This window comes from Cyclobacterium sp. 1_MG-2023, assembly GCF_030546805.1.
In the GTDB taxonomy this organism is placed as follows: Bacteria; Bacteroidota; Bacteroidia; order Cytophagales; family Cyclobacteriaceae; genus Cyclobacterium.
Genome location: NZ_JAUOPC010000018.1, coordinates 39,623 through 56,317, shown reverse-complemented (window position 1 = coordinate 56,317; position 16,695 = coordinate 39,623). Strand labels below are relative to the sequence as shown.

Genomic DNA, 16,695 nt, shown 5'->3' with positions numbered 1-16,695 from the left:
TCCTAAGGTATTTCCATGTATTTATGGGTCTGAAGAGAAACCCTCCAAGCAGGATTTTCCTTCACAAAATCAATGATCAAAGTGGTCATCTTTTCCGCCTTAGACCATTCCGGTTGCAAGAGTAAATGACATTTCTCATTGACCAATCTAGCATGTTTAAGCGCAAAATCAAAGTCACTTTTATTGTAAACCACTACTTTTAGCTCGTCTGCATGCGCATAAACCTCAGGCAATGGCTGCTTGAATTTTTTGGGTGACAAACAAGTCCAATCAATTGTTCCACTAAAGGGGTGAGCTCCTGATGTTTCCATGTTTATTTGAAAGCCCTTCTCTTTTAATAAGTGGGTCAATGGCCCTAAATCATGCATCAAAGGTTCTCCTCCCGTGATTACTACCAATCGTGCTGGATAAGAGGCCGCTTCTGCTACAATATCTTCAATGGCCACTTTTGGCCACCTTTCCACATCCCACGAGTCCTTCACATCACACCATACACATCCAACATCACATCCTCCCAGGCGAATAAAATAGGCAGGTTGTCCGGAGAACATCCCCTCACCTTGTATGGTATAGAAAGCTTCCATCAATGGCAAATATTGCTCACTGGAAAGCGTATTTTTATTGTCTTTCATAATTTTTGGTCTAGCGGGTAATTGAACCGCTTTGTTTACATTAATTAAAAACCCTATTGGTAAACTTCCCCTTTGGCTGCCAATAAAGTATTGTACAATAAGGAAGCAATGGTCATTGGACCTACCCCTCCCGGTACAGGAGTAATGGCTGAGGCTTTGGCTGCTGCCTCTTGGAAGTTGACATCACCAACCAACCTAAAACCACTCTTTTTTGAAGCATCAGGGATTCGGTGAATGCCTACATCAATCACCACTGCACCTTCTTTAACCATGTCTCCGGTCACAAATCCCTCTCTCCCAATGGCTACAATCAGTATATCTGCACTCCTTGCAATTTCTTTCAAGTTCTGCGTCCTACTGTGCGTAATGGTAACTGTACAGTTGCCCGGGTAGGCATTTCTGGCCATCAAAATACTCATAGGAGAACCTACAATATGACTTCTACCAATCACCACACAATGCTTTCCAGATGTCTCTATTTCATACCGCTTTAATAACTCAACAATTCCATAAGGAGTGGCTGCAATATAAGCCGGCCATCCCAGCGTCATCCTTCCAACATTTGCCGGGGTAAAGCCATCTACATCTTTTTCCGGCTTGATCTTGGCCGTAACTTTTTCCACAGATATATGGTCCGGCAATGGCAGTTGCACAATCAAGCCATCAATATCCGGGTTGTCATTTATTTTCTCGACCTCATTCAGCAACGCTTCCTCCGATACGGTTTCTTCCAACCTTACCAAGGTAGAGCCAAAGCCAACTTTTTCACAAGCTTTTACTTTTGCGCCTACATAAGTTTGACTGGCCCCATCATTCCCAACTAGAATTGCGGCCAGGTGAGGTATTTTTTTATTGTTTTTTTTAAGTAAAACTACTTCCGCAGCTATTTCATCTTTAATGGTGGCGGATGTTTTCTTACCATCAATCCTTATTAATCCTTCTCTTTCTTGCATAGGTATTTTTTCTTACAAAATCTCCTAAAATATTGAGTAACTACAGGTTACCCCTTTGTAATTTCTTTTTATTGATACTGTCAGCTTAATCCAGTTTAAGCACTGCCATAAACGCTTCTTGAGGAACTTCCACATTCCCTACCTGACGCATTCTTTTCTTACCCTTCTTCTGCTTGTCTAGGAGCTTTCTCTTTCTGGAAATATCCCCTCCGTAACATTTCGCCAATACATTTTTTCGCAAGGCCTTTACCGTTTCTCTGGCAATAACCTTGGTTCCTATGGCTGCCTGTATGGCAATTTCAAACATTTGCCTCGGTACCAATTCCTTTAGCTTTTCACAAAGTCGCTTACCCCATTCGTAGGCTTTATCTCTATGGACAATCGCTGAAAGGGCATCAACAGGCTCACCGTTTAGCATCACATCCAATCTGACCATATGGGATTGCTTAAACCCTATCAATTCATAATCCAAAGATGCATAACCCCTGGAAATGGTTTTAAGCTTATCAAAAAAGTCAAAAACGATTTCAACCAAAGGCATGTCGAAGGTCAATTCCACCCTGTCTGAGGTCAAATATACTTGATTTTTTATTTGCCCTCTTTTCTCCATACACAATTGAATAACCGGTCCTACATAATCTGAAGCGGTAATGATGGAGGCTTTAACGAAAGGTTCCTCTATGTGCTTGAAAAGATTTGGCTCCGGCATATCCGAGGGTGCATTGACTACAGCAAATGTTTCATCATTCAGTAAGGCCCTAAACTGTACTGAAGGTACAGTGGTAATGACAGTCATGTCAAACTCTCTCTCCAACCGTTCCTGAATGATTTCCATGTGAAGCATTCCAAGGAATCCACATCTAAAGCCAAATCCTAAGGCAGCTGAGGTTTCCGGTTCCCAAACCAAGGAAGCATCATTGAGCTGCAGTTTCTCCATAGAGGCCCTAAGTTCTTCGAAATCCGTTGTTTCTACCGGGTAGATACCCGCAAAAACCATCGGTTTCACATTCTCAAACCCTTGAACGGTATTACTACATGGTCTTTTGACATGGGTAATGGTATCCCCTACTTTGACTTCCTTGGCCACTTTTATTCCTGAAATCAAATAGCCTACATTCCCGGCTTGTAATTCATTTTGTGGTTTTTGTTGGATTCCTAAAATTCCAATCTCATCTGCCTCATATTCTCTACCGGTATTGACAAACTTAATTTTGTCTCCTTTATTAATAGTCCCATTGAATACTCGAAACAGTACTTCTACGCCTCGGAAGGGATTGTACACGGAATCAAAGATCATGGCTTGTAAAGGGGCATCTACATCTCCTTTAGGCGCCGGCACCTTTTCCACCACGGCATTTAAAATGTCTTCAATACCGATGCCTTCTTTGCCAGAAGCCAAGACAATGTCTTCTCTGTCACAGCCAATCATTTCCATTACTTCCTCAGCAACTACCTCAGGCTGGGCACCGGGAAGATCAATTTTATTTAAGACCGGAATAATTTCCAAATCATGTCCTATGGCCAGATAAAGATTAGATATGGTCTGTGCCTCTATACCCTGGGAAGCATCCACGATCAAAAGTGCACCTTCACATGCGGCAATAGACCTTGACACTTCGTAGGAAAAATCCACATGACCGGGAGTATCTATTAGGTTTAAGGTATACTCTTCCCCTTTATAAGGGAAATTCATTTGGATGGCATGCGATTTAATCGTAATCCCCCGCTCCCTTTCTAAATCCATACTATCCAATAGCTGGTCTTGCATCTCCCGCTCCGTCACCGTGTTGGTGAATTGTAAAAGTCGGTCTGCTAGTGTACTTTTGCCATGGTCAATATGGGCAATTATACAGAAATTTCTTATTTTATCCATGTTCATACTAAGTGCAAAAGTAGTAAATAGTTAGTGTTTTAATATGTTTTGTCCATATAAATTAGAAGTTTAACACCTGAAGCTTGGTAGAGAAGACTTTCAAGCGATGAGGATAATGCTTAAATTCGAAAATAACTGAATCTAATGCTTCAAATGAAACTTTATTTTCTTCTCTTTACCCTTTGGCCCCTCCTGTTTTCGACAAACGAACCGCGTGAGATTAACGAGGCCGTAAAAGGGGGTGTGGTTTCCATAAACCCCAATCGGCCACTCAATTGGAATGACTTTAAAAAGGTCAGTTTAATAGGAAATAGGGCTACAATCAATGCCATAACCCAAAGTACTTGTGAGATTGAAATTTTAAACATCAATAATAAAGGAGACCATGTAAGTCTGGATATTGAGGTTAAAATAAATCTTCACAAAGAATTGAGTCAAGTGAAAAATGACTTTTTCGAAACTCGTGATACAGCAACAAAAGAGCGTGTACTGCATCATGAAAATGGACATTATTTAATTGCTCAGATCATAGGCCATCGAATACTTAAAGCAGTAAACAATTATAAATTTGACAAAAAGAATCACAGAACTCAGTTAAACAAGATCATAAAAGAGAATTTTAAAGATTGGAAAAGACTGGATGAACAATATGACGCTCAGTCTACCAAACCTCACAATCCTGAAATGCAAGATAGATGGGACCGTTTTATCGCATCCGAGCTTCAGGCCTTACAACAAGAATAGCAGACAAACACATGAAATCTATAGCGGACAAAAAGAAAAAAGAAAATATTATCGAATACATTTTGTACTTGTATCGAATGGAAGACTTGCTTAGGGCATACCAATTTGATATGAAAGAGGTCAATGAATATGTCTTGGGACACAAAAATGTCCAAACCGAAGACAAAGAGGAAACAAAGTTATGGCTTTCAGGTATGATTCAGGAAATGGAGCAAGAGGGAATTCAAGAAAAAGGCCACCTACAAAAAACACAAAAACTGGTAGATCACCTGGCTAAAATTCACTGGCAACTATTAAAAGAAGAAACCGAGTATATTGCTGTTTACCGCAAAACCCAGCCCCACTTGCTACAATTAATAGCTGAAAGCCAAGAAGACGTTCCTGAGCATGAAATCCAAATTTTCATCAATACCCTCTATGGGATTTTGCTAAGTAAATTAAACGGACATGAAATTCCTGAAGATATCATGAATGCAGCTTCTAGTTTCGGAGACACACTGGCTCTGTTAAACCATGCTTATATGAGTGGTTATGAAGCAAAAACAGAATAAGAGAAACTATTGATCCATAAATTCATAAACGCTATGGTAAGCACCTTTCTCTTGCACAAAATCTAGAAAGGACTGATAAAAGCCATTGTTGCCAATGGTTGCACTGTCACCTAATACAATGAGTTTTCTTTTTGCGCGGGTCAGTGCCACATTCATTCTTCTGGTATCCGCTAAAAAACCAATTTCACCTTGCTCATTTGATCGGGTAAGGCTAATGAGGATAATGTCCCGCTCCTGGCCCTGAAAGCCATCCACCGTACTGATGGTCAAATTTTGATCCATTTGTTTGAGGAATAGCCACTCCGGGTCCAGGGCTACCATTTCCTTTAATAGCCTCACCTGTGCACTGTAGGGAGCAATCAAACCTACTTGCCAAGCTTGGCTTTCATTCTTATTTATTCCTATCCTCTTCAATAAATCCTTTAATAAGGTAAGCAACATAAAGGCTTCTTCTTTATTGCTAATGCTAAGGGTTTCCCTGTCTCTGAATTCCAAAAACCCACTACCGGCAGTATCTACAAAGGCCAAAGACGCTTCCCCTTCTTCCAAATAATGATTTTGGGTATTGGCTGCTGCGATTAATTTATTGTCATAAAAAGCGAGGTTTGAAAACCCCATAATTTCCGCCGCCATCCTATATTGTACGGACAAAAGCTGAGCTGCTTCAGGTTGATTGGTAATGGCTTTCTCAAAGAGCGTGTTTTGAAGTCCTTTGGCTGCTTCTCTGGATTTGATCGTAGGAGGTAGCTGACAATGATCTCCTGCCAATACTACCTTTTGTGCTTTTGTTACTGGAATCCAGGTGGCCGGTTCCAGCCCTTGGGCAGCTTCATCCAGAAATACAACCTGAAAAACCTTATTTTTCAGCAGATTAGATGCTGCACCCACCAAGGTACAGGCAACCACTTGGCAGGAGCCAAGAATGGAATGGGTCATGTAATCATACAACTGCCTTGCTTCTGCTTGACATTTACCGGCCTCATTATAATTCATTTTCCGCTTCTCCCTTTCAGCATGTCCAAAATTTCGCTTAAACTTATTGGCTTTCCGTCGGTATTCCTCTGCCGCTTTACGTAATTTTTTATATTCTTTATAGGAGGGGTGTGCCAGAATTTTCGCATCTAAAGTTCGCTGAATTATTTTCTCATCTATTCTTGCCGGATGACCTATCCGTAGCACGTCCAGATTCGCGTCCCCCATTCTTTCCACCAATAAATCAACCGCTGCGTTACTAGGGGCACATACCAATACTTGGTCATACTTGTGCGTGGCAGATGCAATTGCCTGTACTAGGGTGGTGGTTTTGCCTGTACCCGGAGGCCCATGTACTATGGCCAGGTCATTTGCTTGTTCAATCAACTCCAAGGCCTTGTTTTGCCCCTCGTTCAGTAGCTCCGACCCTCCTATCGATTGGGCCGTAAATTCAGGTTTTCCATGTCCCAAAATCACTTCTTTCAAATAGGCCAACCTATTGTTTTCAGATGCAGTAACTGCTTCCATGGTACTTGCCATCACCTTATAGGTAGTGTCATCAAACATCAGGTTAACCCCTATCCCCCCTTCATTTACCCAATCGGGAAGACGTTCGGTATTCAAACTTAATGTCATCACATTACCTTTGACATTGTTTACTACCCCATTAAGGTAGGTTGTTTGAATGTCATTTTCCTCTGCATTGGAAAACAAACTAATGGATTTACCTGAATGAAACCCATGGTTTGACAAAGCTTCTTTGACTGAAATTTCAATCACCAACTGATCTGAAAAAGACCATTTTATTTTATTCAACTGCACCGGATACCAACAAACTCCTGCCTGTACTTTGTCCTTGATGGATTTTCTAAAAGTCAAAGATCTGAATTGGGCAAGGTCTTCGGCCCATTCCATTTGTAAAAGTTTTGTGGTATATAATAATTCTTCCGCTATATTTGTCATTTGTTATTTGATATATTAAGATTCAAGGTTAAGTAAATCATTCCTAAATTTAGTCAATCATTCCTTTTTTAATCGCATGAATTTCTTAGCACATGCTTACTTATCCTTTGACCAGCCCAAAGTATTAATCGGTAATTTTATCGGGGATTTTGTTAGAGGAAAAATTGATGAACAATTTGAAAGAGAAATTGTCACGGGAATCATGCTACATAGAGAAATCGATAGTTTCACAGACAAACATAAACTGGTTAAGGAAGCCCAAGAAATTTTAAAGCCTGAATTTTCAAGATATTCTTCTGTGATTACAGATATGTACTTCGATTACTTCTTGGCCATTCATTGGCAAAAATACAGTAATGTACCTTTAGAGGAGTTTGCTCAATCAGTTTACGATTTATTGGACGCCAACAAATCGATTCTTCCTCCGAAGTTTCTGATGCCTTTTAAGTACATGAAGAAAGAAAACTGGTTGATAGCCTATGGCACTAAGGCTGGTATACAGCGGTCGTTCACGGGGTTATCATACCGGACATCATTTGATTCAAAAATGGAATTAGCGCCTCAATTTCTTGAAGAAAATCATGCTGTTTTCGAATCTTATTTTATTCAATTCTTTTCTGAATTAATAGATTTCTCAAAAAGCAAATTGAAACAATTACAAAATAGAGATGGTAAGTTGTAAACCAAAAAAAAGTACCTACATGTCCCTAGGGTTTGTGGTCCTTCTATTATTCATCGGCTTAAGTTATTTGTTGTATGACTTTAACCAGTCACGTGAATTCCCTTTCCTTTTTTACCTGATTGGATGCACCCTCATTACCATAGTACTATTGCTTATATTGGTAAAGATGATGGCAGGATACAAATTTTTAGCTGCAGGAAAAGACAAGATTGAAATCTGGCTCCCACTCAAAGGCCAGCGAAAAAAATACAGTATGACAGACTTACTGGCTTGGCAAGAAGAGGAAGTAGTCGCCAATAAAAAAGTTTTCAAACAGCTAATTTTGGTTTTTACAGACAAATACTCCTTTTCGATCAGTAACCACGAACACTTGGGTTATGATGACTTGAAAAGGTATCTGGGAAAGAAGGCTTCGAAAAAGAAAGTGAAATCCTAAATTCCATTCACGAAGGCTGCCCAACCAAAGCCATTAAAATTATCAAGATTACATAAAAATGTCCCGCATTTAAAAAATACGGGACATTTTTAATTTTCGATTAGTAAAATCATATACCAGATCAATTTATCTAAAGGAGGGGATATGGAAAGGCAAGTACTTAATGCGACCAATCAAAACTATCCATTTCTTCCAAGCTTGCTTTAAGAAGTTGAATGCTTGATTGAACATCTTCTTTATTAGCCATTTCAATAACTTGGTGCAAATGTCTGGTAGGAATTGAAATGGCTCCTGCGATGGCTCCTTTTCTCCCCATTCGCTGCACTCCGGCAGTATCTGTACCTCCAGCTGTTAAAATCTCTGTTTGAAAAGGGATTTTATTTTTGGTAGCTGTCTTCTTCAAAAAGGCAACCATTCTATAATCACATATGGCCGAAGCATCCATGATTTTGATGGCAGTACCCTTGCCCAATTCCGTTATTTTCTCATGTGCTGCAGCACCCGGAAGGTCAAAAGCAATCGTGGTATCAAGTGCAATTCCAAAATCAGGATCAATATGGTGTGCAGAAACCTGTGCACCCCGTATACCAACTTCTTCCTGCACAGTGAAGGTAGCATATACATCATAGGCAGGAGCTTCCAACACCCTCAATGTTTCCAATAAAATAAAAACAGCAATTCTGTTGTCAATAGACTTACAGTTGACACAATTGCCCATCTCCACCAATTCACGTTCACGGGTGATGGGGTCGCCTACTTCAATCCATTTCTCAACCTCTTCCTTATCCATTCCGAGATCAATAAAGTAATCTGAAATTTTAGGCAGCTTGTTTTTTTCTTCCGGGGTCATCACGTGTATAGGCTTGGTACCCATCACGCCCATTATATCCTTATCTTTCCCATGAATAATTACACGCTGCGCCGTAAGGGTTTTCGGATCAAAGCCACCAAGGGTATGAAATCTCAAAAAACCATTGTCATCTATATGGGTAACAATAAAGCCTATCTCATCCATATGAGCAGCCACCATTACTTTCTTTCCCTCAGGGTTTCTCTGGCCTTTCTTTATTGCAATGACATTCCCTAAATTATCTACAGCAATTTCATCTACCAAGCCTTTGGCTTTTTCTAGGATAAAATCTCTGATTTTTTTCTCAAAACCGGGAGCACCCGGCAGTTCACAAATCTCTTTTAATAAAGCAACATCAATCATTTATACCTTGGTTTAATACGCCCTTTCTTCTTTTCCTTCCATATAATTGACAAAGGCTTTTTTCACCACTCGAATCCCTCCCTTGGTAGGGAAGTTTCCTGTAAAATACCAGTCTCCAGTATGGGCCGGACAGGACGAATGAAGATTGTCTACCGTTTGGTAAATCACATGAACGCCTGCCTTGATATTTTCGGAAGTAATAATAGAAGCAATTTTATCAGAGATTTCTTGATCTGTAAAAGGTTCGTAAATCTCCTTTACATAATTCTCTTCTGACTCAGGATGAGCTACACATTTGTCATAAACCCTTTCCAAAAGATTATCCATTCCATCATTGTCCTCTATCAATTGAACGGCTGCCCTAAAAGCGATAAAATCTTTCATCCTGGACATGTCTATACCATAGCAATCAGGAAACCTTATTTGAGGGGCAGAAGAAACAATAATGATGCGCTTTGGCTCAAGCTTGTCTAAGGTTGTGAGGACACTTTTTTCGATAGTGGTTCCTCTGACGATACTGTCATCAATTAAAACAATGGTATCTATCCCTGATCTGATTACCTCATAGGTTGTGTCATAAACATTTGACACCATTACATCCCTATCAGAGTCATTGGTGATAAATGTTCTCAATTTGACATCCTTGCTGACCAGTTTTTCGACTCTCGGCCTGAAATTTAGCAACTCACCTAGATCATCCAAATGCGGTTTACCTTCTATCAGAATTTCTTTTCTTTTGGCACTAAGGTAATCTTCAAGGCCTTCTATCATTCCATAATAAGCAGTTTCAGCAGTATTGGGAATATAGGAAAAAACGGTATTCTTAAGATCAAAATCAATGGCTTTCAATATCTGAGGTACCAAAGCCCTGCCTAGATTTTTTCGCTCTTTATAAATATCAGGGTCAGTTCCTCTTGAAAAATAAATCCTTTCAAAACTACAGGATTTTTTCTCCTTTGGAGGGATAATTTCGAACTCCCCATATGACCCATCCTTATTAAAAATGAGCGCATTGCCGGGTTGAATTTCCTTTATTTGCTTGTAATCAATATCAAAAGCAGTTTTGATTGGTGGCTTTTCTGAGGCCACCACTACGATTTCATCATCTGCATAGTAATAAGCCGGCCTAATCCCAATAGGATCTCTTACCACAAAGCCGGCACCATTTCCTATTAGCCCTGCCATGGCATAGCCTCCATCAAAATCTCTGCAACTTCTCCTCAATATTCTCGCAACATCGAGCTCCTGTTCGATTACCTCCGTAACCTCTACATTGGAAAATTTGTCTTTATACTTATCAAAAATCCTTTGGTTTTCTTCATCAAGAAAATGGCCGATTTTCTCCATTACCGTTACGGTATCTGTTTTTTCCTTGGGATGCTGCCCCAAGTTGACCAGTATATCAAAAAGTTCTTCCACATTGGTCATGTTGAAATTACCTGCCATGACCAAGTTCCTACTTCTCCAATTGTTTTGCTTCAAAAATGGATGACAGGTTTCAATGCTATTTTGCCCATGTGTACCATACCTAAGGTGTCCCAGCCAAACTTCTCCTGAAAAGGCAGCATTATTTTTAACCCACTCAGCATCCAATAAATCTTCAGGGGTACCCAGTTTTTTGGCCTTCTTGTATTTCTTATTGATTTTCTGAAAAATCTTGGTAACGGCCTCAGATTCTACTGACCTGTATCGGCTGATGTATCTTGTACCAGGAGGGGTATTAATTTTGATATTTGCCAATCCTGCGCCATCCTGACCACGGTTGATTTGTTTCTGCATCAAAACATACAACCTATTGGCGGCATAAAACGGGGTATTGTACTTGTCAATATAATATTGCAATGGTTTTCGAAGCCGAATCATTGCAATCCCACACTCGTGTTTGATCTGGTCACTCATAACGTTCTAAAGGAGTAAAATATGAACCAAAGTTACGTCTTTTTTTAAGAATTAGTTCCCCAAACTGCCCAAACTTAGACCGAGTATAAATTAGCTAAAAAGTTTCACTCCTACCCACAAAACAATATTAATTTCAAAAAACCCCTATTCCCATAAAGGAAATTTTTGTAGTTTTATCTGTTTACCAAAGAAAAGCTTGGTAGTTTCTTCAAAAGAAACCGTGTAATCTGAGACCAAAAATTTGTCTTTTTGTTCTGAAATATGCCCCGCTAAAAGCTTGTTCTTTCGGAGTAGATTTTCTACCGACTTGGCAACGGTTTCTGATGCATCTATAATTTGAATCTTTCCATTATAAAATTCCATTATTTGATGCTTGATTAAAGGATAATGGGTGCAACCCAAAACTAATGTTTGAATTTCCTTTAATTCTGACCGATTTAAATAAGAAGCAATAATATCTTTACTTATATTTTGTAAATGAAAGCCCTCTTCAATCATTGGAGCAAGCAAAGGGGTGGCCAATGATTTTATTATAATTCCTTGACCAAGGTCGTTTACTTTTCGTAAATACACACCGGAGGTCACCGTTTGCTTGGTGCCAATTAAGCCAACATTTTCGTCTTTATGATTGTTACCAAGAAAATCGACAACCGGATCAATGACATTCATAACCAATGCCTTAGAAGCCACATAAGCCTTCACTAAATCAAAGGCAGCAGCAGAGGCTGAATTGCAGGCAATTAAAATCATTTTGCAATTTTCTTTAAGTAAGGCATCCGCTATTTTCACGGAGTAGGCTTGTATAGCTGCCGTACTTTTATCACCATAAGGCAAATGGGCGGTATCACCAAAATAAACGATCTGCTCATTTGGAAGCATTTTTTTTACTTCCTTGGCTACAGTCAACCCTCCTATTCCACTGTCAAAAATCCCTATGGGCGATTGCGCAACGATGGCCATAATTACTTAGAAATTTAAAAGCTTTTTATAGAAAAATAAATTCCCCGGATTCACGCATCCGGGGAAATGCAAGCGAAGGGTTAAATTAAATTAAAACATTTTGCACGTTAGGCATGGATTAAGCTCCAAACACTAAGCGTGCATAACAAAGTTAGTAAAGTTTTTCATTTCCCACAAGGGTTGTTTGAGGTCAGCAGTATGGGTACATTTTACCCATAAATTTTATACAAAACCCCAGTCGTTCAATGAACTTAAAGTTGGCACAGTAAATGCATTAAAAGGACTTATAACCTTTCGATCATGAGACGTGAAATTATTGTTGGGCTGGGAGTTGGTACGTTGTTCATTTTATTCATTTTCACCTTACCATTTAAGTTTCAATGGAATAGCCATGAAATATTTAGGAACAACAAGGACAACCATCCAATTGAATCCTCCGTATACAGTAGCACAAGAAATATATTTACAGACTCTGTAAGTATTGCTGCGACCGATTTACCACTGAATATCCAAAGGGTTATTCAGACTGACAGTTTAATTAACGATTTAGAAATTCGAACGGTAACAAAAATATCACATAACGATGATGATTTCTATGATGTATGTTTCAAAGATGCCGATTATTTTAACATAATGGTGCTCTATGACGAAAATGGAATCATTGTTTCACAATAAAAATATAAAAACAGCTAAGCCAACGTTTACCTGAAAGCACTGATTGTGAAATCGGTGCTTTTCCTTTATATTTAAAATCTAATGCGTATTAATTTTATATGTCAAAAATTCTTTTAATTGAGGATGACCTTACCTACTCTAAAATCATTAGCAAATTTTTAGAGAAAAATGGATTTGAGGTAATGAATAGCACAAAAGTGTCGGAAGGCCTGAGCTATTTTGAAAAGCATCAAGTTGATTTAATCATCACTGATTATCGTTTACCTGATGGGACCGGTATGGAAATACTTGATCAAGTGCTCAATGAACAACCGGAATTCCCTGTGATTTTGATTACAAATTATTCTGACATTAGAACGGCAGTCAAGTCCATGAAAATGGGGGCCTTTGAGTACATTACCAAGCCTATTCAACCGGATGAATTACTCCTTACTGTACAACAGGCATTAAAGAAGGAAAACAAGCAGCGAAAACCTTCCCTTCAAGTAAATAAAAAAGTGCAGACTGCAAATAAACTTTCTGAATTGGATTACCAAATAGGTAAAAGTAAAGAAGCCCTGCAAATAGAAGAACATATTGGCTTGGTGGCACCCACTGATTTAAGCATTATTGTATTGGGGGAAAGTGGTACAGGTAAAGAATATATCTCGAAGCGGGTACACCAACAATCCAAACGATCTAAGGGTCCTTTCGTTGCTGTGGACTGTGGGGCCTTATCAAAGGAACTTGCCGGAAGTGAGCTATTTGGTCACGTAAAAGGAGCTTTTACAGGAGCTATAGACCATAAAACAGGGCATTTTGAGAATGCAAATGGGGGAACAATCTTCTTGGATGAAATCGGAAATCTAAGTTATGAGATACAAATCAAGCTTCTCAGAGCTATACAAGAGCGAAAGATAAGAAAGATTGGCGCCAATAAAGACATCTCTGTGGATGTTAGAATAATTGCAGCAACCAATGAAGATTTACAAGACCTTTCCAGACAAGGACTATTTAGGGAAGACCTTTTCCACCGATTAAACGAATTCAGCTTAAGGGCCCAACCCTTGAGAGAAAGGCGAGAAGACTTAATGTTTTTTTCCAATCTTTTTTTGATAAAAAGCAATGCTACACTTGAAAAGAATGTGACAGGGTTTAGCCCGGAGGTGGTGAAGATCTTTAAAAAGTATCACTGGCCCGGGAATTTACGTGAGCTAAAAAACATTATCAGGCGAGCAGTATTGCTAACAGGAGAAGGTCAAATTCAATCTAAAGTTATCCCTTCAGAACTCCTCGATCAGGAGCCATTTCACCCTGCAGACATAAACTCTGCCACGGATCTAAAAAGCTCATTCGAGGATCAGGAAAAATCACTTATCATAAAAACATTGGAAGAGATGCGGTTTAATAAATCCAAAACTGCAAAAGTATTGAACATGGACAGGAAAACACTGTACAACAAACTTGAAAAATACGGTTTGGATTAATCCACCATTTCGTAGCCAAATTTTACTGCAAGATCTTCCAGAAGGGTATTGATTTTCTCCGTCAAAGTCCACACTTTTTCTTGAATGTCTTGGGTATTATTCCTTTTCAGATCAATCTCAATTTCTTTTGCGAGATCTTTGTATTTGAATTGTAATTGCCCCAATCGACTGGAAAGCTGGTGTGCAATGGATCGTATTGTCTCATAATCTTCTTCATCACAAGCTTTATTCATCATGATTAAATCCAAGCCTGTTTGGGTATAAAATCCTTCTACCACCTCCTTAAACAATGCTTCATCTCCCATACAAAATTTCCTGATATCAACTAAGCTGTAACTTGGAGCGGTATAACTGTCCTCTTCTTTATTAGAAAGGATTGGATTTAACTTTTCGGGTGAAGCAAGAAGCACCTCTTCTTTTTGTGGCTTAACAAAATCAACTATTATTTTAACAAGTTCAGCTTCATTAAATGGCTTCAATAAAACACCATCGAAACCTTCATTGATCATGCTTTCTCTATCTTTGGTAAAAACATTCGCGGTCATGGCCACGATGGGTACCTCCTGGTATTTTTCTCTCGACCTTAAGGACTTAAAAACCTGATAACCATCTATTTCCGGCATCTGAATATCCAGCAACACCAGATCAAAATCTTCCTCCACAAAGTTATTCATAAATTCAATTCCTCCAGGATAGGCAACAACCTGCGCCCCTAAGCCACTAAAAAGTAAATTTGTGAATTTCAACCCCATTTCATCATCATCCACTAAAAGCACCTTCAAGTTTCCCACTGCATTGGAGTCCACTACAGGGGCCGCACTTTCCTCTTTCTTGTCCAGTAAGGTAGCAGGTATTGAAACAGTGATTTGGGTTCCTTCTCCGGACTTGCTAGCTAAAGCTATTTTCCCTTCCTGAAGGTCTACTAACTTTTTCACAATTGCCAGCCCCAAACCAGTACCGCCATATTTCCTGGAAATGGTGCCATCTCCCTGATTGAATTCTTTAAACAAATTGGCTTGAAGGCTTTCATCCATTCCCATTCCTGTATCTGAAACTTCAAGCACCAAATTATCAGCATTATCCATGGAAACCCTAACCGAAACCTTCCCTTTTTCAGTAAATTTCACTGCGTTAGATAGCAGGTTATTCATGATCTGATTAATCCTTAAATCATCTCCCAATAGGTATTTATTTTTGGGAAGCAGCACCGAAAACTCCAGAGAGAGCCCACTATCTGTAGCTTTTTGCTTGAAAAAGGAATGTATGTCTTTAAAAAATGTATCGGGATTAATAATCACTTTTTCGATCTTAATTTTACCCGCTTCCAACTTCGAAAAGTCTAGAATATCATTTACAATTCCCAAGAGTGTTCCCGAAGCAAATTGTATCATTCTGACATATTCAGTTTGAGCTTCACCCAGATTGGTTTTAAGCAAAGCCTCATTATAACCTTGAATTACATGAAGGGGATTCCGTATTTCATGGCTCATGCTGGCTAAGAAATCTTGCTTGGTTTTGGCCAGATTGTCTGACCTCCTTTTGGCCTCAGCAAGTTTTTCCTGATAAGCTTCTGCCTTTTTAATTTCTCGGATAATACTATAAATAAAACCCGAAGAACCAACCACCCCTACAGCAATCAATACGCCAAGTAATATTGACAGTTTATAGGTCAACTCATATGCTGAATCATTTTCAGCCTTAGACCTTAATAGAGATTCATTTTGTAGAGAGGTGACCACACTCTGAATATTCATGATCAGCTCCCTGTTTTTATCATTGAGCTCTTGTTCCAACTCACTTAATCTGGACCTGAGATATTGCTCTTCATTATTGATATCCAATACCATTTGCCTTACAGTATAAATGATGGAATCTGTATCTACAGGCATGACATCATCCACCGGGTTCAAGCGGTTAAGGTTAAGCCTCAATGTACCCTTGATCTTATCCATGTCTTCTTTTCCGTCTCCTGCCAAAGTCCCGGAAGAAGTCACATCCTTGTTTATCGATTTGGGTGATTTATCTGTGGTCTGATTTTGGTCTTTGAGCGCTGAAGGGTCTATTCCAATCCTTATTTTACCTAAATTCTGTAGTCTACTTAACTCTTCTTTCCTTTTAATTTTTCTTTCAATATTGTATAAGGCTTCATTGCTAAAATTCCTGTTATAAAGACTCTTCTTTACATCTTCCAGACCTTTATAAACCACCATCAACTCATTGACACTATAGCTAATCCCTTTCAGTTTTTTTAGTTCTGTAGAATCCGAAACAATGGCTTCAAGCTTTTTAATTTCATTTTGTATCTGATTGTAATAATCCAGATTATGGCTGGTATCTTCCTCCACAAACACACTTCTAGACTTGTCTAGTTGGTAGATGTCAGCCAAAAGTTGATTGAGGTTTCTCAGTTTTTCGTTGGGCTCGGAAAGGGATTCGACAGAGGCCAATAGTTTGGTCACACTAAAATAGGTAATTGCCCCTACCCCCACTATTAAACAAATCCCCAGGAAAAAACCGAGGATTACCATTATTCTTGCATTGAATCTCATAATCAAGGTTGGTTTTTAAACCCGAAATATGCAATAGACCATCTATTACTTGCTGAAATCGCTTCAAGATCAGCCTCATCGATACTGTTTTCAATTTCACCATAGCAATGCTATGCTAAAATCTCAA

The 16,695-nt window shown here is 39.1% G+C and carries 14 protein-coding genes; 6 read left to right on the top strand and 8 right to left on the bottom strand.

The genetic code is table 11. The features are described 5' to 3' along the window. Nucleotides 1–2: 2 nt before the first annotated feature. From Q4534_RS21940 to lepA, 3 genes are all read right to left on the bottom strand, one after another. A complete protein-coding gene (locus Q4534_RS21940) occupies nt 3–632 on the bottom strand; it encodes a 7-carboxy-7-deazaguanine synthase QueE (RefSeq protein WP_303615302.1) in 630 nt (209 codons plus the stop codon). A 53-nt stretch (nt 633–685) separates the two neighbouring features. Beyond that, nucleotides 686–1,585 (bottom strand): bifunctional 5,10-methylenetetrahydrofolate dehydrogenase/5,10-methenyltetrahydrofolate cyclohydrolase, encoded by a 900-nt coding sequence (locus Q4534_RS21935; RefSeq protein ID WP_303615301.1) that lies wholly within the window; start codon nt 1,583–1,585, stop codon nt 686–688. An 85-nt stretch (nt 1,586–1,670) separates the two neighbouring features. Continuing rightward, nucleotides 1,671–3,464 carry a translation elongation factor 4 gene (gene lepA, locus Q4534_RS21930; protein WP_303615300.1) on the bottom strand — a complete coding sequence of 598 codons (1,794 nt, stop codon included), beginning with the start codon at nt 3,462–3,464 and terminating at the stop codon, nt 1,671–1,673. 147 nt (nt 3,465–3,611) lie between these two features. Between lepA and Q4534_RS21925 the strand changes: the two genes are divergently transcribed. Next, nucleotides 3,612–4,202, top strand: a complete 591-nt coding sequence (locus tag Q4534_RS21925; RefSeq protein WP_303615299.1) for a hypothetical protein — start codon at nt 3,612–3,614, stop codon at nt 4,200–4,202. Nucleotides 4,203–4,213: 11 nt separating this feature from the next. Then, nucleotides 4,214–4,753, top strand: a complete 540-nt coding sequence (locus Q4534_RS21920) for a DUF4924 family protein (protein ID WP_303615298.1) — start codon at nt 4,214–4,216, stop codon at nt 4,751–4,753. Between the two features lie 6 nt (nt 4,754–4,759). On the opposite strand, the gene Q4534_RS21915 is transcribed toward Q4534_RS21920, so the two are convergent. After that, nucleotides 4,760–6,688, bottom strand: coding sequence for an AAA domain-containing protein (locus Q4534_RS21915; protein ID WP_303615297.1), 1,929 nt, complete (start codon nt 6,686–6,688; stop codon nt 4,760–4,762). Nucleotides 6,689–6,764: 76 nt separating this feature from the next. Here Q4534_RS21915 and Q4534_RS21910 point away from each other — a divergent pair, with 76 nt between their 5' ends. Both Q4534_RS21910 and Q4534_RS21905 read left to right on the top strand, forming a co-directional pair. Further along, nucleotides 6,765–7,370, top strand: coding sequence for an ACP phosphodiesterase (locus Q4534_RS21910; RefSeq protein ID WP_303615296.1), 606 nt, complete (start codon nt 6,765–6,767; stop codon nt 7,368–7,370). 19 nt (nt 7,371–7,389) lie between these two features. After that, a complete protein-coding gene (locus tag Q4534_RS21905; RefSeq protein ID WP_303615295.1) occupies nt 7,390–7,806 on the top strand; it encodes a hypothetical protein in 417 nt (138 codons plus the stop codon). Between the two features lie 160 nt (nt 7,807–7,966). Here Q4534_RS21905 and Q4534_RS21900 read toward each other — a convergent pair whose 3' ends face one another. The 3 genes from Q4534_RS21900 to murI form a co-directional block, all read right to left on the bottom strand. Next, the gene (locus Q4534_RS21900; RefSeq protein ID WP_303615294.1) at nt 7,967–9,019 is read right to left on the bottom strand and encodes a M42 family metallopeptidase; all 1,053 of its coding nucleotides are present in this window, start codon (nt 9,017–9,019) and stop codon (nt 7,967–7,969) included. A gap of 12 nt (nt 9,020–9,031) precedes the next feature. Continuing rightward, nucleotides 9,032–10,918: an amidophosphoribosyltransferase gene (locus Q4534_RS21895; RefSeq protein ID WP_303615293.1), complete on the bottom strand. Its 1,887-nt coding sequence runs from the start codon at nt 10,916–10,918 to the stop codon at nt 9,032–9,034. Nucleotides 10,919–11,062: 144 nt separating this feature from the next. Then, a complete protein-coding gene (gene murI / locus Q4534_RS21890) occupies nt 11,063–11,878 on the bottom strand; it encodes a glutamate racemase (protein WP_303615292.1) in 816 nt (271 codons plus the stop codon). 300 nt (nt 11,879–12,178) lie between these two features. Between murI and Q4534_RS21885 the strand changes: the two genes are divergently transcribed. Both Q4534_RS21885 and Q4534_RS21880 read left to right on the top strand, forming a co-directional pair. Further along, nucleotides 12,179–12,553, top strand: coding sequence for a hypothetical protein (locus Q4534_RS21885; protein WP_303615291.1), 375 nt, complete (start codon nt 12,179–12,181; stop codon nt 12,551–12,553). 98 nt (nt 12,554–12,651) lie between these two features. Continuing rightward, the gene (locus tag Q4534_RS21880) at nt 12,652–14,019 is read left to right on the top strand and encodes a sigma-54 dependent transcriptional regulator (protein ID WP_303615290.1); all 1,368 of its coding nucleotides are present in this window, start codon (nt 12,652–12,654) and stop codon (nt 14,017–14,019) included. Here Q4534_RS21880 and Q4534_RS21875 read toward each other — a convergent pair. Then, nucleotides 14,016–16,568, bottom strand: a complete 2,553-nt coding sequence (locus Q4534_RS21875) for an ATP-binding protein (RefSeq protein WP_303615289.1) — start codon at nt 16,566–16,568, stop codon at nt 14,016–14,018. The genes Q4534_RS21880 and Q4534_RS21875 overlap by 4 nt on opposite strands. Nucleotides 16,569–16,695: the final 127 nt, after the last annotated feature.